Here is a 16,366-nt window from a genome sequence, read left to right on the forward strand (position 1 = left end):
GGAAGAAAGTGTGTGTTTTTTTTTTTTTTTTTTTTTTTTTTTTTTTTTTTTTTTTTTTTTTTTTTTTTTTTTTTTTTTTTTTTTTTTTTCCCCCCCCCCCCCCCCCCCCCCCCCCCTCCCCCCCCCCCCCCCCCCCCCCCCCCCCCCCCCCCCCCCGTGGTGTGTGCAGAGAAAAAAAAAAAAAAAAAAAAAAAAAAAATAAAAACACACAGCCCCCCCCCCCCCCCCCCCCCCCCCCCCCCCCCCCCCCCCCCCCCCCCCCCCCCCCCCCCCCCCAAAAAAAAAAAAAAAAAAAAGGGGACACCTGGTGAGTGCCGAGCCTGCACCACAGCAAGCTGGATGTTCCGCCACACGCGGACGAGCAGCCAGGCGAGAGCAACCGGTCAACGATCGATCAGGGCACCGACGATCAAGGACACGATCGCGCCAGGTAGGAAGCGGCCACCACGGCCGACAGAAGGCCGACGATGACCGCCGTGAGGATGAACGCCATCTTGGCGTTACGCGCGGAGGAACGGTGAACTTCGCCTCGATGACCGTCAATTGCTCCGGCGACCGCCGCCGAAGCGGCGGGGCGACTTGACGACGAGTCTCCAATGCCAGTTGGGTTGGATGAGGAGGCACCGGGGTCGGCAGACGTAGGAGCCGGGCATCACCGACCCCGGGCCATTTCTTGGGGTTGTCACCACCGCCACAGGTGGCGACTGAATCCGGGAGATGTAGGAGTCAGGAACACCCTGAACCGCATTGAGGTAGTCGCGGACCATCAGGCCGTTTTCGGTGGCCACGGACGACTGCGGGTCATACAGCATGAAAGGGTGCAGGACCTACCGGCCGGAGAACCGCCTCGGCTTCAGCGAGACCGCCCGGAACGCGACGCCGCGAAAACGGCGACGCCGCCCACGAATACCTCCAACTGCTCGACAGCTGGAGCGCCCACCTTCACGCTCGCCTTCTTCCCGCCGTGGTGATGGGCGATGACCCCGCCGTTCTCGTCGAGCATGAAGACCGGGTAGACCACATGAGCCGGCCTCGTGTTCTCTCGGACTTCTGATTGCCGTTCTGGTCGTTCTCGGCCCGGGTCCTCGACGCCGTCACCTGCTTGCTCGTGGTGTCCACGTACAGCTTCACAACATCCTCCGTTCGAGCGCGTCCCTTCAGGGACGACCTGCTCCTTTGCGGCTTCGTCGCTCGCACTTCAAGAAGACATCGACATGGTGGACGCCGGAACGCCTTGCATGGACGCCGGGACGGCTTGCGTGAAGGATGGAACGTCCTACCGCGAGGAGCGACGATGGGCAAACGATCGCCTGCGAGATGCGCTTGACCGGTCTCGGTTTCGCCAGCCGCATAGCGCTTCTCACCATGCGAGTCGTCAAAACCGAGCCACAACACCCGCGCCGAAGAAAAAAAAGCGGCAGAGTGAACAGAGGTGAACAACAAATAAGTGGGGTTAGAAACGTCACCCGGAAAAGCTTCGCCCAGGTATGCCGCCCCCGAACCGGGAACACTCGTCGACGTGTAGCGACGAGGCTCGCATCCTTAGAAGTGGGGAATGTCTTCACCAGGAAACCGACCTCCCCGGACCCGCCGGGGTGGTGAACAAGAAGGCGACCGGCAGGATACGGTTACCGCCGGCGACCAGGTGAAAAGGTCAAGCAGCAGCGGGATGAGGGGACCGGACCGGAAACAATCTCGGCGAAAATCGACCAGGCGAACGCCTTCGGCGTCGCCTTCCACGGCGTGCCGAACATCGACGTGCGGAACCGACCGGACACGTGCTCTACACGGCGGACTCCGTCATCGCTTCGACAACGACATGATGGCGCTGATCGCGGACCTCTACGTCTACGGTAAACCGCACCGGTGGCACCTGCGATGCACCTCCGCAGACGGCAAACGGCACGGCCTTCAGCAACACGCACGCGATCAGCTTCTGGAGGCAGCCCGGGGACTCGACAACACCCGAAAGCAGAGCAGGTGGATGCCCAAGACTGACTACCTAAACGACCCCAACCAGCGCTCAGCCAGGCAAACTCCCCTGGTGGTAGCCGTGACAGTCTTGCGCTGGGAACTGAACGAGGCCAGGTCCTGCTCATCAGTGCGATCTGACAACAGCCTGTGGGCCTTACCCGGTGGGGCGCAGGACGTCGGGGAGTCGACCGCGCAAGCAGCTGTGCGCGAAGTCGAGGAGGAGACGGGCCTCCAGGTCGAACTGAGCGGGATTTCGGGCATCTACTCAGACCCTGCTCACGTCATCGCCTACGACGACGGCGAGGTCCGACAGGAGTTTTCGATCTGTCTACGAGCCCGGTTAGTCGGCGGTCGGCTCCGTACTAGCAGCGAGTCATCAGAGGTGGAGTGGGTTGACCCAGAGAGCCTCCAGACCCTTCCGATTCATCCGTCCATGCTTTTACGGATCAAGCACGGCTTGGAGAACAATGCGCCCTACCTGGGTTAGCCGGCGAACTCGCCAAGTCGGCTCATCGTTCTAGCAATAGCATCTGCCAAGTCTTGTTGGGCGCTGTCTATGAAGACCGTTACTAAGTCGCCCGGACCATACCGCTGTTTGATCTCGGCAACCCTACTCACGAAATCCGTCGGGCGTCCGTCAGGCGTTGTGGTGAGGTCACACATCCACAACGCGTCTCTGACCGGCCCTTCTTCGTCCTGAAAGTCGGCCAGTTGTCCTTCCAAACCTCGGAGACGGGCCTCTCTCACGGCACAAGAGTGATGCGCGACGAGATGGACGAGGCGATCCGGCGCGTCTATGCCCCTCAGGTAGACCGCACCATCAAGGGGATGAAATCCAGTCATCGCCAGGTGAGGGGCGTAGCCGACATCATGCAGGATCGCTGCGGCTTCAAGCAGAGCAGCGTCATCACCAACAGCTGCGGCAAGGGTCTGTGCCTTTTGAGCGACGCCCTGAACGTGAGCCCAGCGGCGAGGCAGAGCGCTCGACAGGTTTCGGCGGGAGACCTCATAGGCCCACGGAACCAGCGACATGGATAGACCATAACGCCGTCACTAGCCCTACAGCACTCCCCATTCGTACGGCTAGCCGGCCGGACTGCCGGCGATGTTGTGCAAAGTTTCTGTACGTCTTCAAGGCGGCCCTGAACGGGCCGCACGCGCCGCCGCCTGGGCGCGCGTCCGTCGCTGCGCTGGCGCTCCGACTCCGGCCACGCAACACGCCCGGCGGCTGGCGCGGAAGCGTGAAGCCCAAGGGGCCGCCGCAGAACGACAGGGCGGTTGACCGGGTGGTGGTGGGCCGGCAGCCGGCCGGGCCGCCCGGTCACGAGCCCGCGCGGCGTGAGGGAGCGCACGTCGGCCGCGTCGGCGAGCTGGCGGCGGTCGCGGGGCTGCGGCTACTGAGCCTCCGGCGGGGGCGCTCCGGCTCCAGGATGGCCGGGGCTCCGTCGGCGGGTCGCGATCTGTGGGTGGTTGCGGTAGGCCATCCCGCCTGCCATCGCCCCGGGACGAGCCGAGCAGACCACCGCCCGACCCGCCAGCGTCCGTACGAGCCGTCAAGGTCCGCTTGACGTGGCGGGCCGGGCGGCGGCCCGCTCCCTGGACGGCGGGTCGATGGCAGACGGGATGGCACCTAAACAAGAGCGTGGGTGTTGCTGGGGGAAGAATTTGACTGGGCCCAGCGACGTCGGTCAGGGAGTGTTCTCATCCACGTGCTTGATAAGGGCCGTGCTAGCTCGCCGCACTCGATCGAGGGTCGTCGGGCCGAAACGCAACTCGCCGTCGACTATAGAAACGTCAACCAGGCGTAGGTTCGCTTCCAGTTTGCGGCGGCTCTTCTCTTGTAGTGGTGTCACTCTACCCAGCCCGTGTGCAATCGAATTTCTGGCTGATATGGCAGCTTGGAACCGATTCCACTCTGAGCATTTCGAAAATTCAATCCGATGGTAGCGGGTGTACGCGTCGGACCGCTTCGACCAGGTCAAACTGCTATTTACTTCGAAGTCCTCAATCATGGCCATGAGGGCGTGAAATCTCTGCACTACGTAGCCATGCATAAGTTCCATCGATAGGCCATCCAGGTACGCCTCGACGACAGCGACCATACGAAGGAGGCTTGCCTGCTGCCGTACGACGTCGGGAGCAACCGGTCCCAAGGACCGTCGCAGGATGCGCGCTGGGGGTCGTCCGGACACAACATCCGACCGAGCGAGATCCTCTTCCGCCCACATGACCAGCTTTAGGGCTGTCTCAGTGATTTCTCTCCGAGGGCTAGGCTTCAAGCTCATCGTCTTCCATCAAGATTGAGAACAGGGGAGAAGATTGCCGGAGCCCCTTGATTTGAGATTCAGAGGGCGGGTTCTCGGAATTCGTCAGCTCCTTCATTCCGAGCACATACCACGGTGCAAGCGCGTCTGGAGCGGATCGTAATGCTGCATCGAGCTCAACAAAGGAAACCGCATGTTCCCTTGCTAGGGTGAGGTGGGCTTCCGCCCGGAGAGCCTCTTGCCGCCGGCCGTGAGCTTGCGCCTCCACCCACTCAAGTAGTTCGGAGTTCTGTGCCAGCATTCGCATTTCTCGACAGGCGTAGACCAGCCAAAGGTTCTGCCAGTCGCTCGCTGACTCAACGAGGAGAGATTTCCATACGCGAGACGTCTCCTCTGGCTGCTGAGGGTGCATGCGGACGAGGTACGTTATTACTTGCGGAGTCAAGGCCGGAACGAACTGGAAGAGGCGCTTGATGTTGCTTAAGCCTTGCGCGTCATCGTTGCGTGAGAGCGCATTCAGAGCGCGTCGAAGATCGCGTAGGTCGTCTCTACGGATGTTCTTAAGGTCGATGTGGTTTTCATCGAAGATCGCATCGAGGCGCCCGAGCGTTGTTACAGCGGCGGCTATTGATTCTTCCTCGTCCATGTCTGCGTAATCGGTGACCGCTATCTCGACGTCTTGGGGGTCGAATTCAGCCGTCGCCTCATCCACCTCAACCGCAGTATTGGCAAAGAAGTAATTCATGAAAGTTGAGGTAAAAGTCTTATGGTCGCCTACCACCAAGCCGACGTCTCCGGCCGCATAGGCGAGCTCTTCCAGGCTCGTTAATGCCTCCCGATAGTTCTTGCATCCAATCCGGAAATCATCGTTGAACCGCCAGGTCGGGAGTCCGCGTCGTAGTAGCGTTCGCTCGACGATTCGGATGTACATCTCAGAGAGCCAGTCGGATGCATCAAGTAGTTGAGGGACTCCGAAGTTGCGTCCGCTCAAGTCGGACAAGAGCTCCATTAGTCGATCCACTGCAGTGATCACACCGGTTTGCATGTAAAGCTCTTGCCGCAGAACTTCATGGTCGACGTATTGATAGAAAGCGGTGATGTCGGCTTCAACCACATAGCCGATCCTGCTTTCACCTACCTTCACCCGTCGTCGGCGTCCGACTTTCTCGAAGGCGTAAGAGATAGGCCCGAGAACGAATTCCTTGTACTCCTCAGGTGACCTAGTTGGGAGCGTCTGATCCTTGAGGATGTGACTCGCCAGCGCTCTGTAGGTGATCCGTTCTGCAATGCCTACGACCGGCACGGGGCGGATCCCGTGTCCCATCTTTCGGGCACTAATGACGACGCCGGCAGAATTCGGTACCCCTGAAAGCAGTCGGGTTCTTACCCAGGCTGCAACCTTCGAGCTCCTCTGCTCAATGGCGTGAAGCCAGGGCTCAGGAGGGAGGAGGTTACGTCGGGTCTTGACCTCGTCAAGCACCGCTTTTTCAAGCTTGAGCTTGTCTACCAGGCCACGTTCAAGTGCTTGCACGAGATCCCCGATCGGTCCTACGCAGTGAGACCGTTCACTCTACTAGCCAACCCGCTCAGAGAGCTCGCCCGTAGCGACGGATTGCCAGGCATAAAGCTGGGTGGATCGACACGATAAGGGCATTCTACCCTCGCGGGGCCAACCTGTTTCCCAATGCGCCGCCTACAGGCAGGGTAAGGCTGCATGTTGCGGACAAAGCTGCCCGACTCCAATTAGGTGTAGTTGCGGCAATACGAGGACGCGTTATCAAAGCCACTTGGGTCGACGGAAACGTATCTGGCCGTGCTGCTCTGTGTATGCGTCGGGGTCGCTGAGAAGGATGTGGAACTGCTCCTTCAGGAATTCGCGGCGTGAGGATGCCATGTCCGGGCAGTCATCCAATGCACGTTCCCATCCGCCCGCTGGCGAGTAGAAGGAGCCATCGTTGAAAAGGGTGAGCGAAGGCGGAACTGATAGAACCTCATACCCGTCGTGTCGTTTGCAGACCGTCGAGTAAAGCACGCTGTTCTTGGCGGGAACCAGGCTATCGAAGGATAGAAGGCGTTCGTCCTCGCGGGCCAACTCTGCACGCTTCTCCCGCCGCCGACGGTTGCTCGTGTAGTCCTCGCTTCGCCCGTAGATGAGGACGTAGCGAGGGCTAAGTTTCCTTCCTCTGAGGTCTGTTGGGAATTCATAATAGTCAAGGAACGCCGCTCTATTGTTCCCCCGATTAAACCATGCGCGCCACTCGGCTAATTGCCCTTGAGCGTGCGTGAAATCGCTATGAATCTCCGCTCGATCACCATAAAACCATCGTTTGTGTGGGTTCTCAATCTCGATTAGTATTGGGAATACTTCCGTACTGTGGGCGGCGATCCACATGAAGTCAGGCTCACGGTCACTTAGCCCGGGAAGCTTTGGCTTGGAAACCACCGCCATAGGAAACGGCGAGTGACCCGAATCTACGTCAAGCGTGTGGCTGCCGGGCAAGAGGGATGGGTGACGCTCCAAAAAGGAGTGCACTAAGCGCTCGTCCTTTGAGGAGTCGTCATTGAGTAAGGCACGCCACCGCTTCATTAGCATGTCGTTGTACACCTCCTCGCTCGGCCGGCCAGATCCTGTCAGCTCACTCTCGGCTAAGTAGCCTGGCAAGTGGCCTACGAACGGCCATCGAAGGTCGGAGTTTGGGCCGGAAGAAGAGGCAGCGGTCACGGCAGCAGCGTATGCACCAGGAGCCAGGGGTGTGAACCCCAAATTGAGGTCGGGCGTCCTGCCCAATGTCCTCAGATGCGCCAAGGCGCTTCGGGGTCCCCGAGGGTTTCCAACATGAGGTTGCACCAGGTGGTGGCGGCCCCAGCGGCGAGACGGGCATGGCGCGGACGGACCCATCCCGGAACGGAGTCACGTCCGTGACCCACGCCAACCTGGTTGCGCAACTCAGTGACCCCTTGGGTCAGACGGGACAGTGACCCGAGGATGGTCTTCAACGCCTTCGCTTCTTCTGTGGTGTCGGCTACGCCGGCTGCATGGAGACGTAGTGCCTGCTGCGCCTGCGCGACCAGCGCAGGGAGGTCATCCTTCGGGTTGTACTCGACACTACGTTCTCGCAGTACCAGCTTTGCAGTGCTTTCAACCAAGTCCTTCGCGACGCTGACCGCCAGTCGAGGATCGGTGTCCACGCTGGCGGCGAGGCGCTTCAGGTGCTCGGTGATGACGGCCGGATCCGTAAGGGCGTTGAGAGCTGGCGCCACTACGGTGCCTGCGGGAACTTGCTCTTGCAACTGGTAGAGCCGTTGGAGCAGCGGATCGAATGCTTCGCCGACCATCTTTCGACGGGCTGCCCATGATCCGTATCCGTCGTGTGCTAGCCAGTAGCTACGAAAGGACGTGAAGTCCTGCCAAGGAACTTCGATCGCTATGCCCAGGCGCGCGCAGGTCGCCCGCAGGGCTCGCAGGGCGAGGCGAGCCTCAGCGTCTATTAACCGCTCGCCTCCGCCCGTCCCGAAGGCCATGAAGTCGCTGTGCAGCAACAGGGCCAGTGCTTCGGCCACGTCCACATCATCGACGGCATCGACCGGACCTCGACGCAGCTGTTCCGGCAGGTCAGCCTTGAATCGGCTATCAACCGTGGGCCAACCGTCGAATCCAGTGGTGGTGGTCGTCGTTTCGAAGAGGTCGTCAGGCGTCATCGCTACGCTCTCAGCCAAGGGGGCGACCGGGGGTCCCGATCACGATACGACGAACTCGGTAGCGGGATGCCCGTGCCTGTAGGCGTTTCCGTACCTGATCACCCTGGGGGCCTGAGATGCCTCTAATCAGCTGAGGCGGGCTAGGGCGCGGCTGTCGACAGCAACGGCGACAGTGCCGGGCCGAACCAGGACAGCCGACAACCGCCAGGGCGGACAGTCGCCCGAGCTCACGGACGCCGACGGACACGGCCGAACGAAGCGCCCAGAACTTACAAGCGAGGGGCCGACCTGGGCCGTCTCCGGGCCGTCTGGGCCGCCGCTGGGCCGTCAACCGCCGACCAAAGATGACCGAGGACGACCTACAGCACCCGAAGAAACTGCAGGTCAGACGCCATGTGACAGCGGCTGAGCTGGTGGGCGACGGACGAGTCGACCTGTACGCCGGATTCTGTGCGCGGCGCGTACCCCGAAAGGGTTTGCGCCGGCGGCGGCCATCCATCTCGGCCTGCCGTTGCCGGCAGGCTCCAGCGGCCTACCCGCAGACATCGGGCGGGCAGCCCTCAAGCGTCTGCGCCAGGTCGTCATCTTGCGGTGACGGCCCTTGCTTGGCCTTGCTCCGGGTGGGGTTTACCGAGCCACCCCGGTCACCCGGGGTGCTGGTGGGCTCTTACCCCACCGTTTCACCCTTACCGTCCCCGATGGGGTCGGCGGTCTGTTTTCTGTGGCACTTTCCCGCGGGTCGCCCCGGGTTGCCGTTAACAACCACCCTGCCCTGTGGAGTCCGGACGTTCCTCGGCGGCGGGCCTAAGCCCGCCGACGCGGCCGCCCGGTCGACTCGTCCGTCGCGCTCTCATCCTAACGACGAGCACCGCCCCGGTATTGCCGCCCCGCCCAGGCAAGATCGCCCAGCTCAAGGGCGGTGGGGACGAGGACTCCCGCCGACTCGCCCGAGCGGGCGGGGGCTAGCCTCGTGGGGCTATGGATCTCTCCCACGCCGCGCTGCTGCTCGCCGCCGGTCTCGCCGCTGGCACGATCAACGCGGTGGCCGGTGGTGGCTCGCTGATCACCTTTCCGGCGATGATCGCGGTCGGGTTGCCCCCGGTTCCGGCCAATGTCAGCAACTCCGTCGCCGTGTTCCCCGGGTACCTGGCCAGCGTGGCGGGGAGCCGAGTGGACCTGCCGCGCCCCCGCGCGCTGGCCACGCTGGTGCCCACCACCATCGTCGGCACGATCCTCGGGGCGTTGCTGTTGCTGGGCACCCCGGCCCGCGCGTTCGAGCTGGTCGTACCGTTTCTGGTGCTCGGCGCGACCACGGTCCTGGCCTTCCAGGACCCGCTGCGCCGGCTGGTCGGTCATCCGCGGGACCTGTCGCCGCGCCAGCGGACGGTCGCGGTGCAGACGATGGTCGGGCTCGGCGCGGTGTACGGCGGGTACTTCGGTGCGGCGCTCGGGGTGATGCTGGTCGCCGGGCTGGCGCTGGTGCTGGACGCGACCCTGGCGCGGGTGAGCGCGATCAAGAATCTGCTCTCCGCGGTGGTGGGGTTCACCACGCTGGTGGTGTTCGCCCTGTTCGGCCCGGTGCACTGGGCGGACGTCGCGGTGGTCGCGCCGGCCACGCTGATCGGGGGGTACGCGGGCGCCCGGTTGGTCCGCCGGCTGCCGCCGGTGCTGCTCAAGACGGTGATCGTGGTGTTCGGCACGACGATCGGCCTCTACCTGCTCTGGCGCGCCCTGAGCTGACCCGCCCGACGCCAAGATCCTCACGACTTACCGCGGAACTGCTGCCTCAGCACGCGTGGAGGCAGCGGTTTCCCGGAAAGCGCGTGGATCTTGAAAGCGACAGGTCAGTACGTCTCGCCGACCGGCTCGTGTTCGGTGTCGGTAGCGGCGCGGTTCCAGCGGGACCAGAGCACCCGCTCCCCGTAGCCGGCGGCCATCAGGTGCGCGAAGGCCAGGTAGACCAGCACACCGACGGCGAGCACCCCGAAACCGACCCAGAACGGCAGCGACAGCGAGTGCTCGGCGAGTTTGCCGGAGATGATCGGTGCCGGAGCGGCGGCCCCCCAGCGGACCAGGTTGAACGCGCCGGTGGCGACGCGCCGGTCACTGGAGCCGAGGCCGAGCGCCAGGTCGGTGAGGTTGGCGTTGGCCAGCCCCATGCAGAGCCCGGAGAGCACCAGCACCACGAGCGCCTCGGCGGTGCTGGTGGAGGTGGCGAAGAGGACCATGCAGACCAGCAGCCCGGCGATGGCCACGCCGACGGTCTGCACGGCGCCGATCCGGTGGGCCAGTCGGTGGCCGATCACGAGGATGCCGGCGGCCAGGCCGAGCCCCCAGCCGGTGAAGGCCAGCCCGAGCGGGATGACGTCCAGGCCCAGGAAGAGCGGCGTGTAGCCGAGGACCACGAAGAACACGAAGTTGTACGCGCCGGTCACCACGCACAGTGCGATGAACGCCGGCCGGCGGTAGGTGGCGAAGATCTGGCCGACGCGTACGGGCGCCTGCCGGTTGGTGGGCTCGCGCAGCTTGCGGGCGGCCACACCGAGGGCGAGGACCATGAACACGCCGCAGACGAAGAACGGCAGCCGCCAGCTGACCTCGCCGAGCAGACCTCCGATCAGCGGGCCGACGGCGAAGCCGAGGCCGAGGGCGGTCTCGAAGAGGCCGACCACCCATTCCCGGTCGACGGCGAGGTTGACCAGCACCACCATGGCGGTGGCGAAGAACATCGCGTTGCCCAGCCCCCAGACGCCCCGCAGCACGGAAAGCTGAACGATGTTGTCGCTGAACGAGGCGAGGATCGCGGCCAGGCCGACCACGGAGACGCCGGTGACGAGCACCGGCTTGAAGCCGAACCGGCCGCTGGCGAGGGTCGCCGGGATCATGCCGAGGGCCATGACCGCGATGTACGCGGTGAACAGCAGCTCGACCTGCCAGGCGGTGACTCCGATCGCGTCGCCGATGGCCGGCAGGATGGGGTCGACGACGGCGATGCCGGCGATGGCGAGGAAGGCCACCAGCGTGGTGGCGTAGATGGCACTGCGGTTCGGTTCGGAACGCCGATCCACTGCGACTCCTCAACTAGCTGTATCGTACAGATATTTATTCTGTATCATACAGCTATGAGCGACGACGATGACGAGACCACCCTCGGCCGGATCGAGACCGAGGTGGCCCTGCTGATGCGCTTCGGCGAGGCCACCCGGCGGGCCACCGGCACCGCCGAGCACCGGGTGCTGGACCGCGCGGCGTACGTCATCCTGCGCCACCTGGCCAACGCCGGCCCGCAGAACGTCTCCGCGCTCGCCGCCCGGCTCAATCTGGACGGCTCGACGGTGACCCGGCAGGTCTCCGCCCTGCAACGCGACGGCCTGATCACCCGTACCCCGGACCCGTCCGACGGACGGGGCACGGTCATCTCCCCCACCCCGACCGGCCTCCAGCGGATGGCCGCCGTGCAGGCCGCCCGCACCCGGCTCTACGGCGACATGCTGGCCGACTGGAGCACCGAGGACCGGGCCACTCTGGCGGCCCTCCTGGGCCGCCTCAACCAGGCCCTGGTGTCCCGCAACCGCCGCCGCTGACCGGGCCAGCCCCCTCGCCCGCCCCGCCCCGCCCCAGCCTCGTCGATCTTGCACTTGCGGTGGGGGCAATCGGCGTGAATCACCACAGACCAGGCACCATAACTGCAAGATCGACGCGGGGGCGCGGGAGACGCGGGGGCGCGGGAGACGCGGGGGCGCGGGAGACGCGGGGGCGCGGGAGAGGCCAGGGACCCGGGATGACAGGGACGCCCGGGCACCGACCACGTCGGCACCCGGGCGTACCCGAGGTCAGGCGACCGGTTCGCGGGCCGAGTCGGCGTCGCGTTCGGTGCCCGGGGTGACCCGGGGGTCGCCCTCGTCGGCGAAGTAGTCGTCGGGCGTGGTGCCGTCGACTCCCTCGGTCACCTTCGCGGCCCGCACCGCCAGCGTCACCAGCGCCGCGACGGCCAGGTTGACCAGCACCGCCACGATGCCGACGTAGATCGTCCTGGTGGTGTCGAAGCCGAACTCCGACAGCGGGAACGCCGAGCCACCGAAGTGTTTCCGGGTCGGGCTCGCCACCTGGTAGAGCATCCACATGCCCAGCCCCATGCCGACCGCCCAGCCGGCGATCAGCCCGGCGCGGTGGAACCAGCGGGTGTAGAGGCCCAGCGCCACCGCCGGCAGCGTCTGAAGGATGATCACGCCACCGATCAGCTGAAGGTCGATGGAGAACTGCGGGTCGAGGAAGACGATGCAGGCCACCGCGCCGACCTTCACCACCAGCGAGGTGATCTTCGAGACGTTGGCCTCCTGGGCCGGGGAGGCGTCCCGCTTCAGGTACTCCTTGTAGATGTTGCGGGTGAACAGGTTCGCCGCCGCGATCGACATGATCGCCGCGGGCACCAGCGCACCGATGCCGATCGCCGCGTACGCCACACCGGCGAACCAGTCCGGGAACTGCTGGTCGAAGAGGAGCGGCACGACCGTGTTGTTGTCCACGCTGCCGGCCGACGCCCCCGGCAGGGGCTTCACGCCCGCCGCGATGGCCATGTAGCCGAGCAGCGCGATCAGCCCGAGCAGCAGGCTGTACGCCGGCAGCGCCGACATGTTCCGCTTGATCACGTCGCGGTTCCTGCTGGCCAGCACGCCGGTGATGCTGTGCGGGTAGAGGAAGAGCGCCAGCGCTGACCCGAACGCCAGCGTGACGTACTGGAGTTGGTTGTTGGCGTTGAGCAGGATGCCGTCGTTCGGGTTGGGTGAGGCGTCGAACTTCGCGTCGGCGGCGGCGAAGATGTCACCCCAGCCGCCCAGCTTGTACGGCAGGTAGACGATCGCCACCAGGATGACGATGTAGATCAGGCTGTCCTTGACGAACGCGATCAGCGCCGGTGCCCGCAGCCCCGACTGGTACGTGTAGGCGGCCAGGATGGCGAACGCGATGATGATCGGCAGGTGCCGGGCCAGCGCGTTGTCGCCGGTGACGCCCATCGTCTTGAGCACCGCCTCGATGCCGACCAGTTGCAGCGCGATGTACGGCATGGTGGCCACGATGCCGGTGATCGCGATCAGCAGCGCCAGCACCGGCGAGTCGAACCGCTTGCGAACGAAGTCGGCCGGCGTGACGAACCCGTGCCGGTGTGACACCGACCAGAGCCGGACCAGCACCAGGAAGACCAACGGGTAGATCACGATGGTGTACGGCACGGCGAAGAACCCGGCCGCCCCGGCTCCGAACATCAGCGCCGGCACCGCGACGAAGGTGTACGCGGTGTAGAGGTCACCGCCGACCAGGAACCAGGTGATCCAGCCGCCGAAGCTGCGCCCACCCAGCCCCCACTCGTCCAGATGCGCCATGTCCTTCGGGGCGCGCCAGCGGGCGGCCACGAACCCCATCGCGCTGACCAGGAGGAACAGCAGGGAAAAGACGATGATCTCGGTGAGATGGTCCCGCCACATCAGCGTCCTCCCCGCTTCTTTGTCATCTGGTAGACCAGCGTCGTGGTGGCGACGCCGAGCAGGATGTACGCCAGTTGCAGCCAGTAGTAACGCGGGAACCCGAAGATCCGGGGCGAGTCTCCGTTGAAGAAGGCCGGGATCAGCGGCACCACGATGGGAATGAAGAGCAACCAGTTCCAGGGACTGTGGTCCTTTGCCCTGGTAGGCGCCGTGGTTGGCGCCTCCGGTTCCGGTGCAGCCATCTGACAGACCTCCGGTGAGTCGTGGCTCTCGATGTAACGGCCGGAGGCTACGACTCTGTGACTGCCGTCACCTTGCCCGCCCGGAGGGTGCTGCGCTGAACGGCCGGTCAGCTGCGCCGAACGGCGCGCCCGGCCCGCGTGACGGATAAGCAGGTACGGCTGGCCGTCGACGGCGAGAGGCCCGGGTGCGGTCGGCACCCGGGCCCCACATCGGCCGAACGTCGGCTCAGCCGGTCAGGGTCAGCGCTGCGCCGCCCAGAGCACGGCCCGGCCGAGCTGCGACTGAAGGCCCTTCGGGTGCAGGCGGAACGTCGGGTCGGTGCCGAACAGCACCACGCCGTTCCCGGCGGCGGAGACGCCCCGCACGATGCTGGCCTGGTTGGCCGCCGCAGCCTGCCCGTTGGCGCCGCCGGTGACCCACCAGCCGGACAGCAACGGGTCAGCGGCGTACGACTGCTCGACCTCGACGTTGGCGCCCAGGTTGGTGAACCAGACGGGCTGGCTGATGAACGCGTGCGGGATGGCCGACGTGGTGACCGGTCCCCCGTTGTTCACGATGTTGGCCACCCCGCTGGCCAGGCTCGGCGCCGCGGTGGCGGTCACGGTCAGCAGCGCGGCGGCGTTACCGAACGACGCCCCGGCGGTGCCCAGGCCGACCACTCCGCCGCCCCGGGCGAGGAAGCCATCCAGGGCGGCCCGGTTCTCGGCGGTCAGGTTCGCGAGGTTGACGTTGTCGGCGACCAGCAGCACGTCGACGTCCTCGGTCAGCGTGTCGGCCAGCGTCGCGGCGGTCACCGCACGCGCCTCGAAGCCGAGATCGACGAGGGTGTCCCGCTCCTCGACCGTGCCGAGGTAGCCGACCACCACCCGATCCAGCCGGGTGCCCCGCCAACCCCTGGGCGCCGGTTCGAAGCTGACGGCGTGGGCCTGCACCTCGGCGCGGGCCACCTGACGGTTGGCCGGGCTGCCGGGGACGACCACCGACCCGTCCGCGAGGCGGTGGACCGCGACGCCCTTCGCCAGCAGCGAGTTCACCGCGAGCAGATCGGCGGCGTCCCGCAGATCCAGACGCAGGTCGGACCGGCCGGGGGGCAGGTGGCCCTCGGCCCGCCCGTCGTAGGTCCGCTCCAGACGCACTCGGGGCAGGGTGTTCCAGAGGGTGTCTACGGTGGCGCCCCAGGTGAGCCCCTGGCTCCAGGCGCCCGGGCCGGCGTACAGGTCATTCACCCGGTCGGTGATGTCCGCGCCCGGTTCGAGCAGCGAATTGACCAGGCCCCGCTTGGGCTGGTGCATGTCGACGACGTACGAGCCGGCCTGGTAGGTCTTACCGCCGGCGGTGAACGCCTTCCTCGCCCGCCACACCCGGCCACCGCTGCCGATCAGCAGGTCGACCAGACGGGCGGCGGCGGGCTCGGAGCGCTGCCCGGTGCCGGTGGGGATGACGTACGACCGGGGGAAGGTGGTGTGGTAGTTGTCCTCCGGCCCCCAGCCCGGCACGTAACCGTCGGGGATGTCGCGCAACGGCTCACCGGCCAGGCCACGGCGGTAGACCTCGGCCTGGTCGTGCAACACCTCGGCCCGGTGGTCCTGGATGTAGCGCAGCGAGGTGCGGATCGCCACCTCGTGCACGTCGGTGTTGATGCCGGAGCGACGGACCCGCTCGGCGGGGGTGAGCGTGCTGCCGCGCGGGTTCAGTGGCGCCTCGATGGTGTACGGGATGCTGCTCTGCAGCATCGCGAACGACGGCACGTAGATCGGCGGGAAGTCGTCCCACACGCCCGGCTCGTCGTCGCGGAACGGAATCCGGGCACGCTGGGTCTCGGCGTAGCCGAGACCGCGCAGGCCCTCCTCGATCGCCAGGGCGTTCGGCAGGCCGTGCTTGATGTACAGGTCGTACTCGTTGTTGACGTTGTGCGGCGGGGTGCTGGGGTGCAGCAGGGTCGGGTTGACGTACCCGTGCAGGTCCAGCGTGATGATCGGCTTGGTGTCGACGATCAGGTCGCGGATGAGGTTGGTCTCGGGCTGCGCGACGATCGTCAGGTCGCGGTTGAGGTCGTAGCCCGCCGAGTTGGCCCGGGTGCCGGCCACCCGACCGTCCGGGTTCGAGGTGATGTTGAAGACCAGCCGGTTGCGCCGCAGCAGTTCGGCGACCTCGGGGCTGCGGTCGGTGGCGAACTCCTCGATGACCCGCAACGCCGCGTCGGTGCCCTCCCACTCGTTGCCGTGGATGTTGGCGTTGACGAAGAGCGGAGTCTTGTAGCCGGCGAGCAACTTCCGGTCCCGCTGCGCCCGGGCCGGCTCGTCCTCGATGAGCCGCTTCCAGGTCTCCTGCTGCCGGGCCTCGGTGCGGCTCTCCGGCGCGGTCACGGTGACCGCGTACAGGTCGTAGCCGCCTGCGGACTTCCCGGCGACCCGGGCGGAAACCCGGTCGCTGGCCCGCTGGAGGGCGTTCAGTTTCGGCGCGATCTCGTCGTACGGGATCACGCCGATCGGGATGGACGCGTCGGCCGGGTTGTCCGGCCAGACCGGAAGGGTGCTCTGCCGGGGGTAACCCCGGACGTCGGAGAGATCGATGGGGGCCGGTGGCACCGTGGGCAGCGCGGTGGCGGACGCCGGCCCGGTCAGGGCCACGGTCGCGAGCAGCGCGGTGCTCACCGCGGTTGCGGTGAGCCGAGGTAAACGTCTTGCGGACAGCATGAACGGA

At 65.4% G+C, this 16,366-nt stretch carries 12 protein-coding genes and 1 other RNA gene; 3 read left to right on the top strand and 10 right to left on the bottom strand.

Going from position 1 to position 16,366, the window contains the following annotated elements; all coding sequences use genetic code 11:
- Window positions 1–853: 853 nt before the first annotated feature.
- On the bottom strand, window positions 854–1,003 hold the full coding sequence (locus ACQEUX_RS19265; RefSeq protein WP_433050059.1) for a hypothetical protein: 150 nt from the start codon (window positions 1,001–1,003) through the stop codon (window positions 854–856).
- Between the two features lie 816 nt (window positions 1,004–1,819).
- Between ACQEUX_RS19265 and ACQEUX_RS19270 the strand changes: the two genes are divergently transcribed.
- Window positions 1,820–2,461, top strand: coding sequence for an NUDIX hydrolase (locus ACQEUX_RS19270; RefSeq protein WP_433050062.1), 642 nt, complete (start codon window positions 1,820–1,822; stop codon window positions 2,459–2,461).
- Here the strand turns inward: ACQEUX_RS19270 and ACQEUX_RS19275 are convergent.
- From ACQEUX_RS19275 to rnpB, 5 genes are all read right to left on the bottom strand, one after another.
- Window positions 2,458–3,006 (bottom strand): HD domain-containing protein, encoded by a 549-nt coding sequence (locus ACQEUX_RS19275; protein ID WP_433050065.1) that lies wholly within the window; start codon window positions 3,004–3,006, stop codon window positions 2,458–2,460. The genes ACQEUX_RS19270 and ACQEUX_RS19275 overlap by 4 nt on opposite strands.
- Before the next feature lie 1,236 nt (window positions 3,007–4,242).
- A complete protein-coding gene (locus ACQEUX_RS19280; RefSeq protein WP_433050068.1) occupies window positions 4,243–5,769 on the bottom strand; it encodes an RNA-directed DNA polymerase in 1,527 nt (508 codons plus the stop codon).
- A gap of 246 nt (window positions 5,770–6,015) precedes the next feature.
- Window positions 6,016–6,960 (bottom strand): Shedu anti-phage system protein SduA domain-containing protein, encoded by a 945-nt coding sequence (locus ACQEUX_RS19285; protein ID WP_433050071.1) that lies wholly within the window; start codon window positions 6,958–6,960, stop codon window positions 6,016–6,018.
- Window positions 6,961–7,031: 71 nt separating this feature from the next.
- On the bottom strand, window positions 7,032–7,937 hold the full coding sequence (locus ACQEUX_RS19290) for an abortive infection family protein (protein ID WP_433050074.1): 906 nt from the start codon (window positions 7,935–7,937) through the stop codon (window positions 7,032–7,034).
- Window positions 7,938–8,358: 421 nt separating this feature from the next.
- Window positions 8,359–8,775: RNase P RNA component class A (gene rnpB, locus ACQEUX_RS19295), an RNA gene on the bottom strand.
- Window positions 8,776–8,915: 140 nt separating this feature from the next.
- Between rnpB and ACQEUX_RS19300 the strand changes: the two genes are divergently transcribed.
- The gene (locus tag ACQEUX_RS19300) at window positions 8,916–9,677 is read left to right on the top strand and encodes a sulfite exporter TauE/SafE family protein (protein WP_433050077.1); all 762 of its coding nucleotides are present in this window, start codon (window positions 8,916–8,918) and stop codon (window positions 9,675–9,677) included.
- A 104-nt stretch (window positions 9,678–9,781) separates the two neighbouring features.
- Here ACQEUX_RS19300 and ACQEUX_RS19305 read toward each other — a convergent pair whose 3' ends face one another.
- Window positions 9,782–11,005 (bottom strand): MFS transporter, encoded by a 1,224-nt coding sequence (locus ACQEUX_RS19305; protein ID WP_433050080.1) that lies wholly within the window; start codon window positions 11,003–11,005, stop codon window positions 9,782–9,784.
- 54 nt (window positions 11,006–11,059) lie between these two features.
- On the opposite strand from ACQEUX_RS19305, the gene ACQEUX_RS19310 reads away from it, so the two are divergent.
- Complete coding sequence (locus ACQEUX_RS19310; protein ID WP_433050083.1) at window positions 11,060–11,521, top strand: MarR family winged helix-turn-helix transcriptional regulator; 462 nt, start codon at window positions 11,060–11,062, stop codon at window positions 11,519–11,521.
- A 249-nt stretch (window positions 11,522–11,770) separates the two neighbouring features.
- On the opposite strand, the gene mctP is transcribed toward ACQEUX_RS19310, so the two are convergent.
- The 3 genes from mctP to ACQEUX_RS19325 form a co-directional block, all read right to left on the bottom strand.
- Window positions 11,771–13,420 (bottom strand): monocarboxylate uptake permease MctP, encoded by a 1,650-nt coding sequence (mctP, locus tag ACQEUX_RS19315; RefSeq protein ID WP_433050086.1) that lies wholly within the window; start codon window positions 13,418–13,420, stop codon window positions 11,771–11,773.
- Entirely contained in the window at window positions 13,420–13,662 is a 243-nt protein-coding gene (locus ACQEUX_RS19320) for a DUF3311 domain-containing protein (protein ID WP_433050089.1), read from the bottom strand. Before ACQEUX_RS19320 ends, mctP begins: the two co-directional genes overlap by 1 nt.
- A gap of 240 nt (window positions 13,663–13,902) precedes the next feature.
- A complete protein-coding gene (locus tag ACQEUX_RS19325) occupies window positions 13,903–16,317 on the bottom strand; it encodes a M14 family zinc carboxypeptidase (RefSeq protein WP_433050092.1) in 2,415 nt (804 codons plus the stop codon).
- Between the last annotated feature and the right edge of the window lie 49 nt (window positions 16,318–16,366).

The organism is Micromonospora sp. CA-259024 (assembly GCF_050936255.1).
GTDB lineage: Bacteria > Actinomycetota > Actinomycetes > Mycobacteriales > Micromonosporaceae > Micromonospora.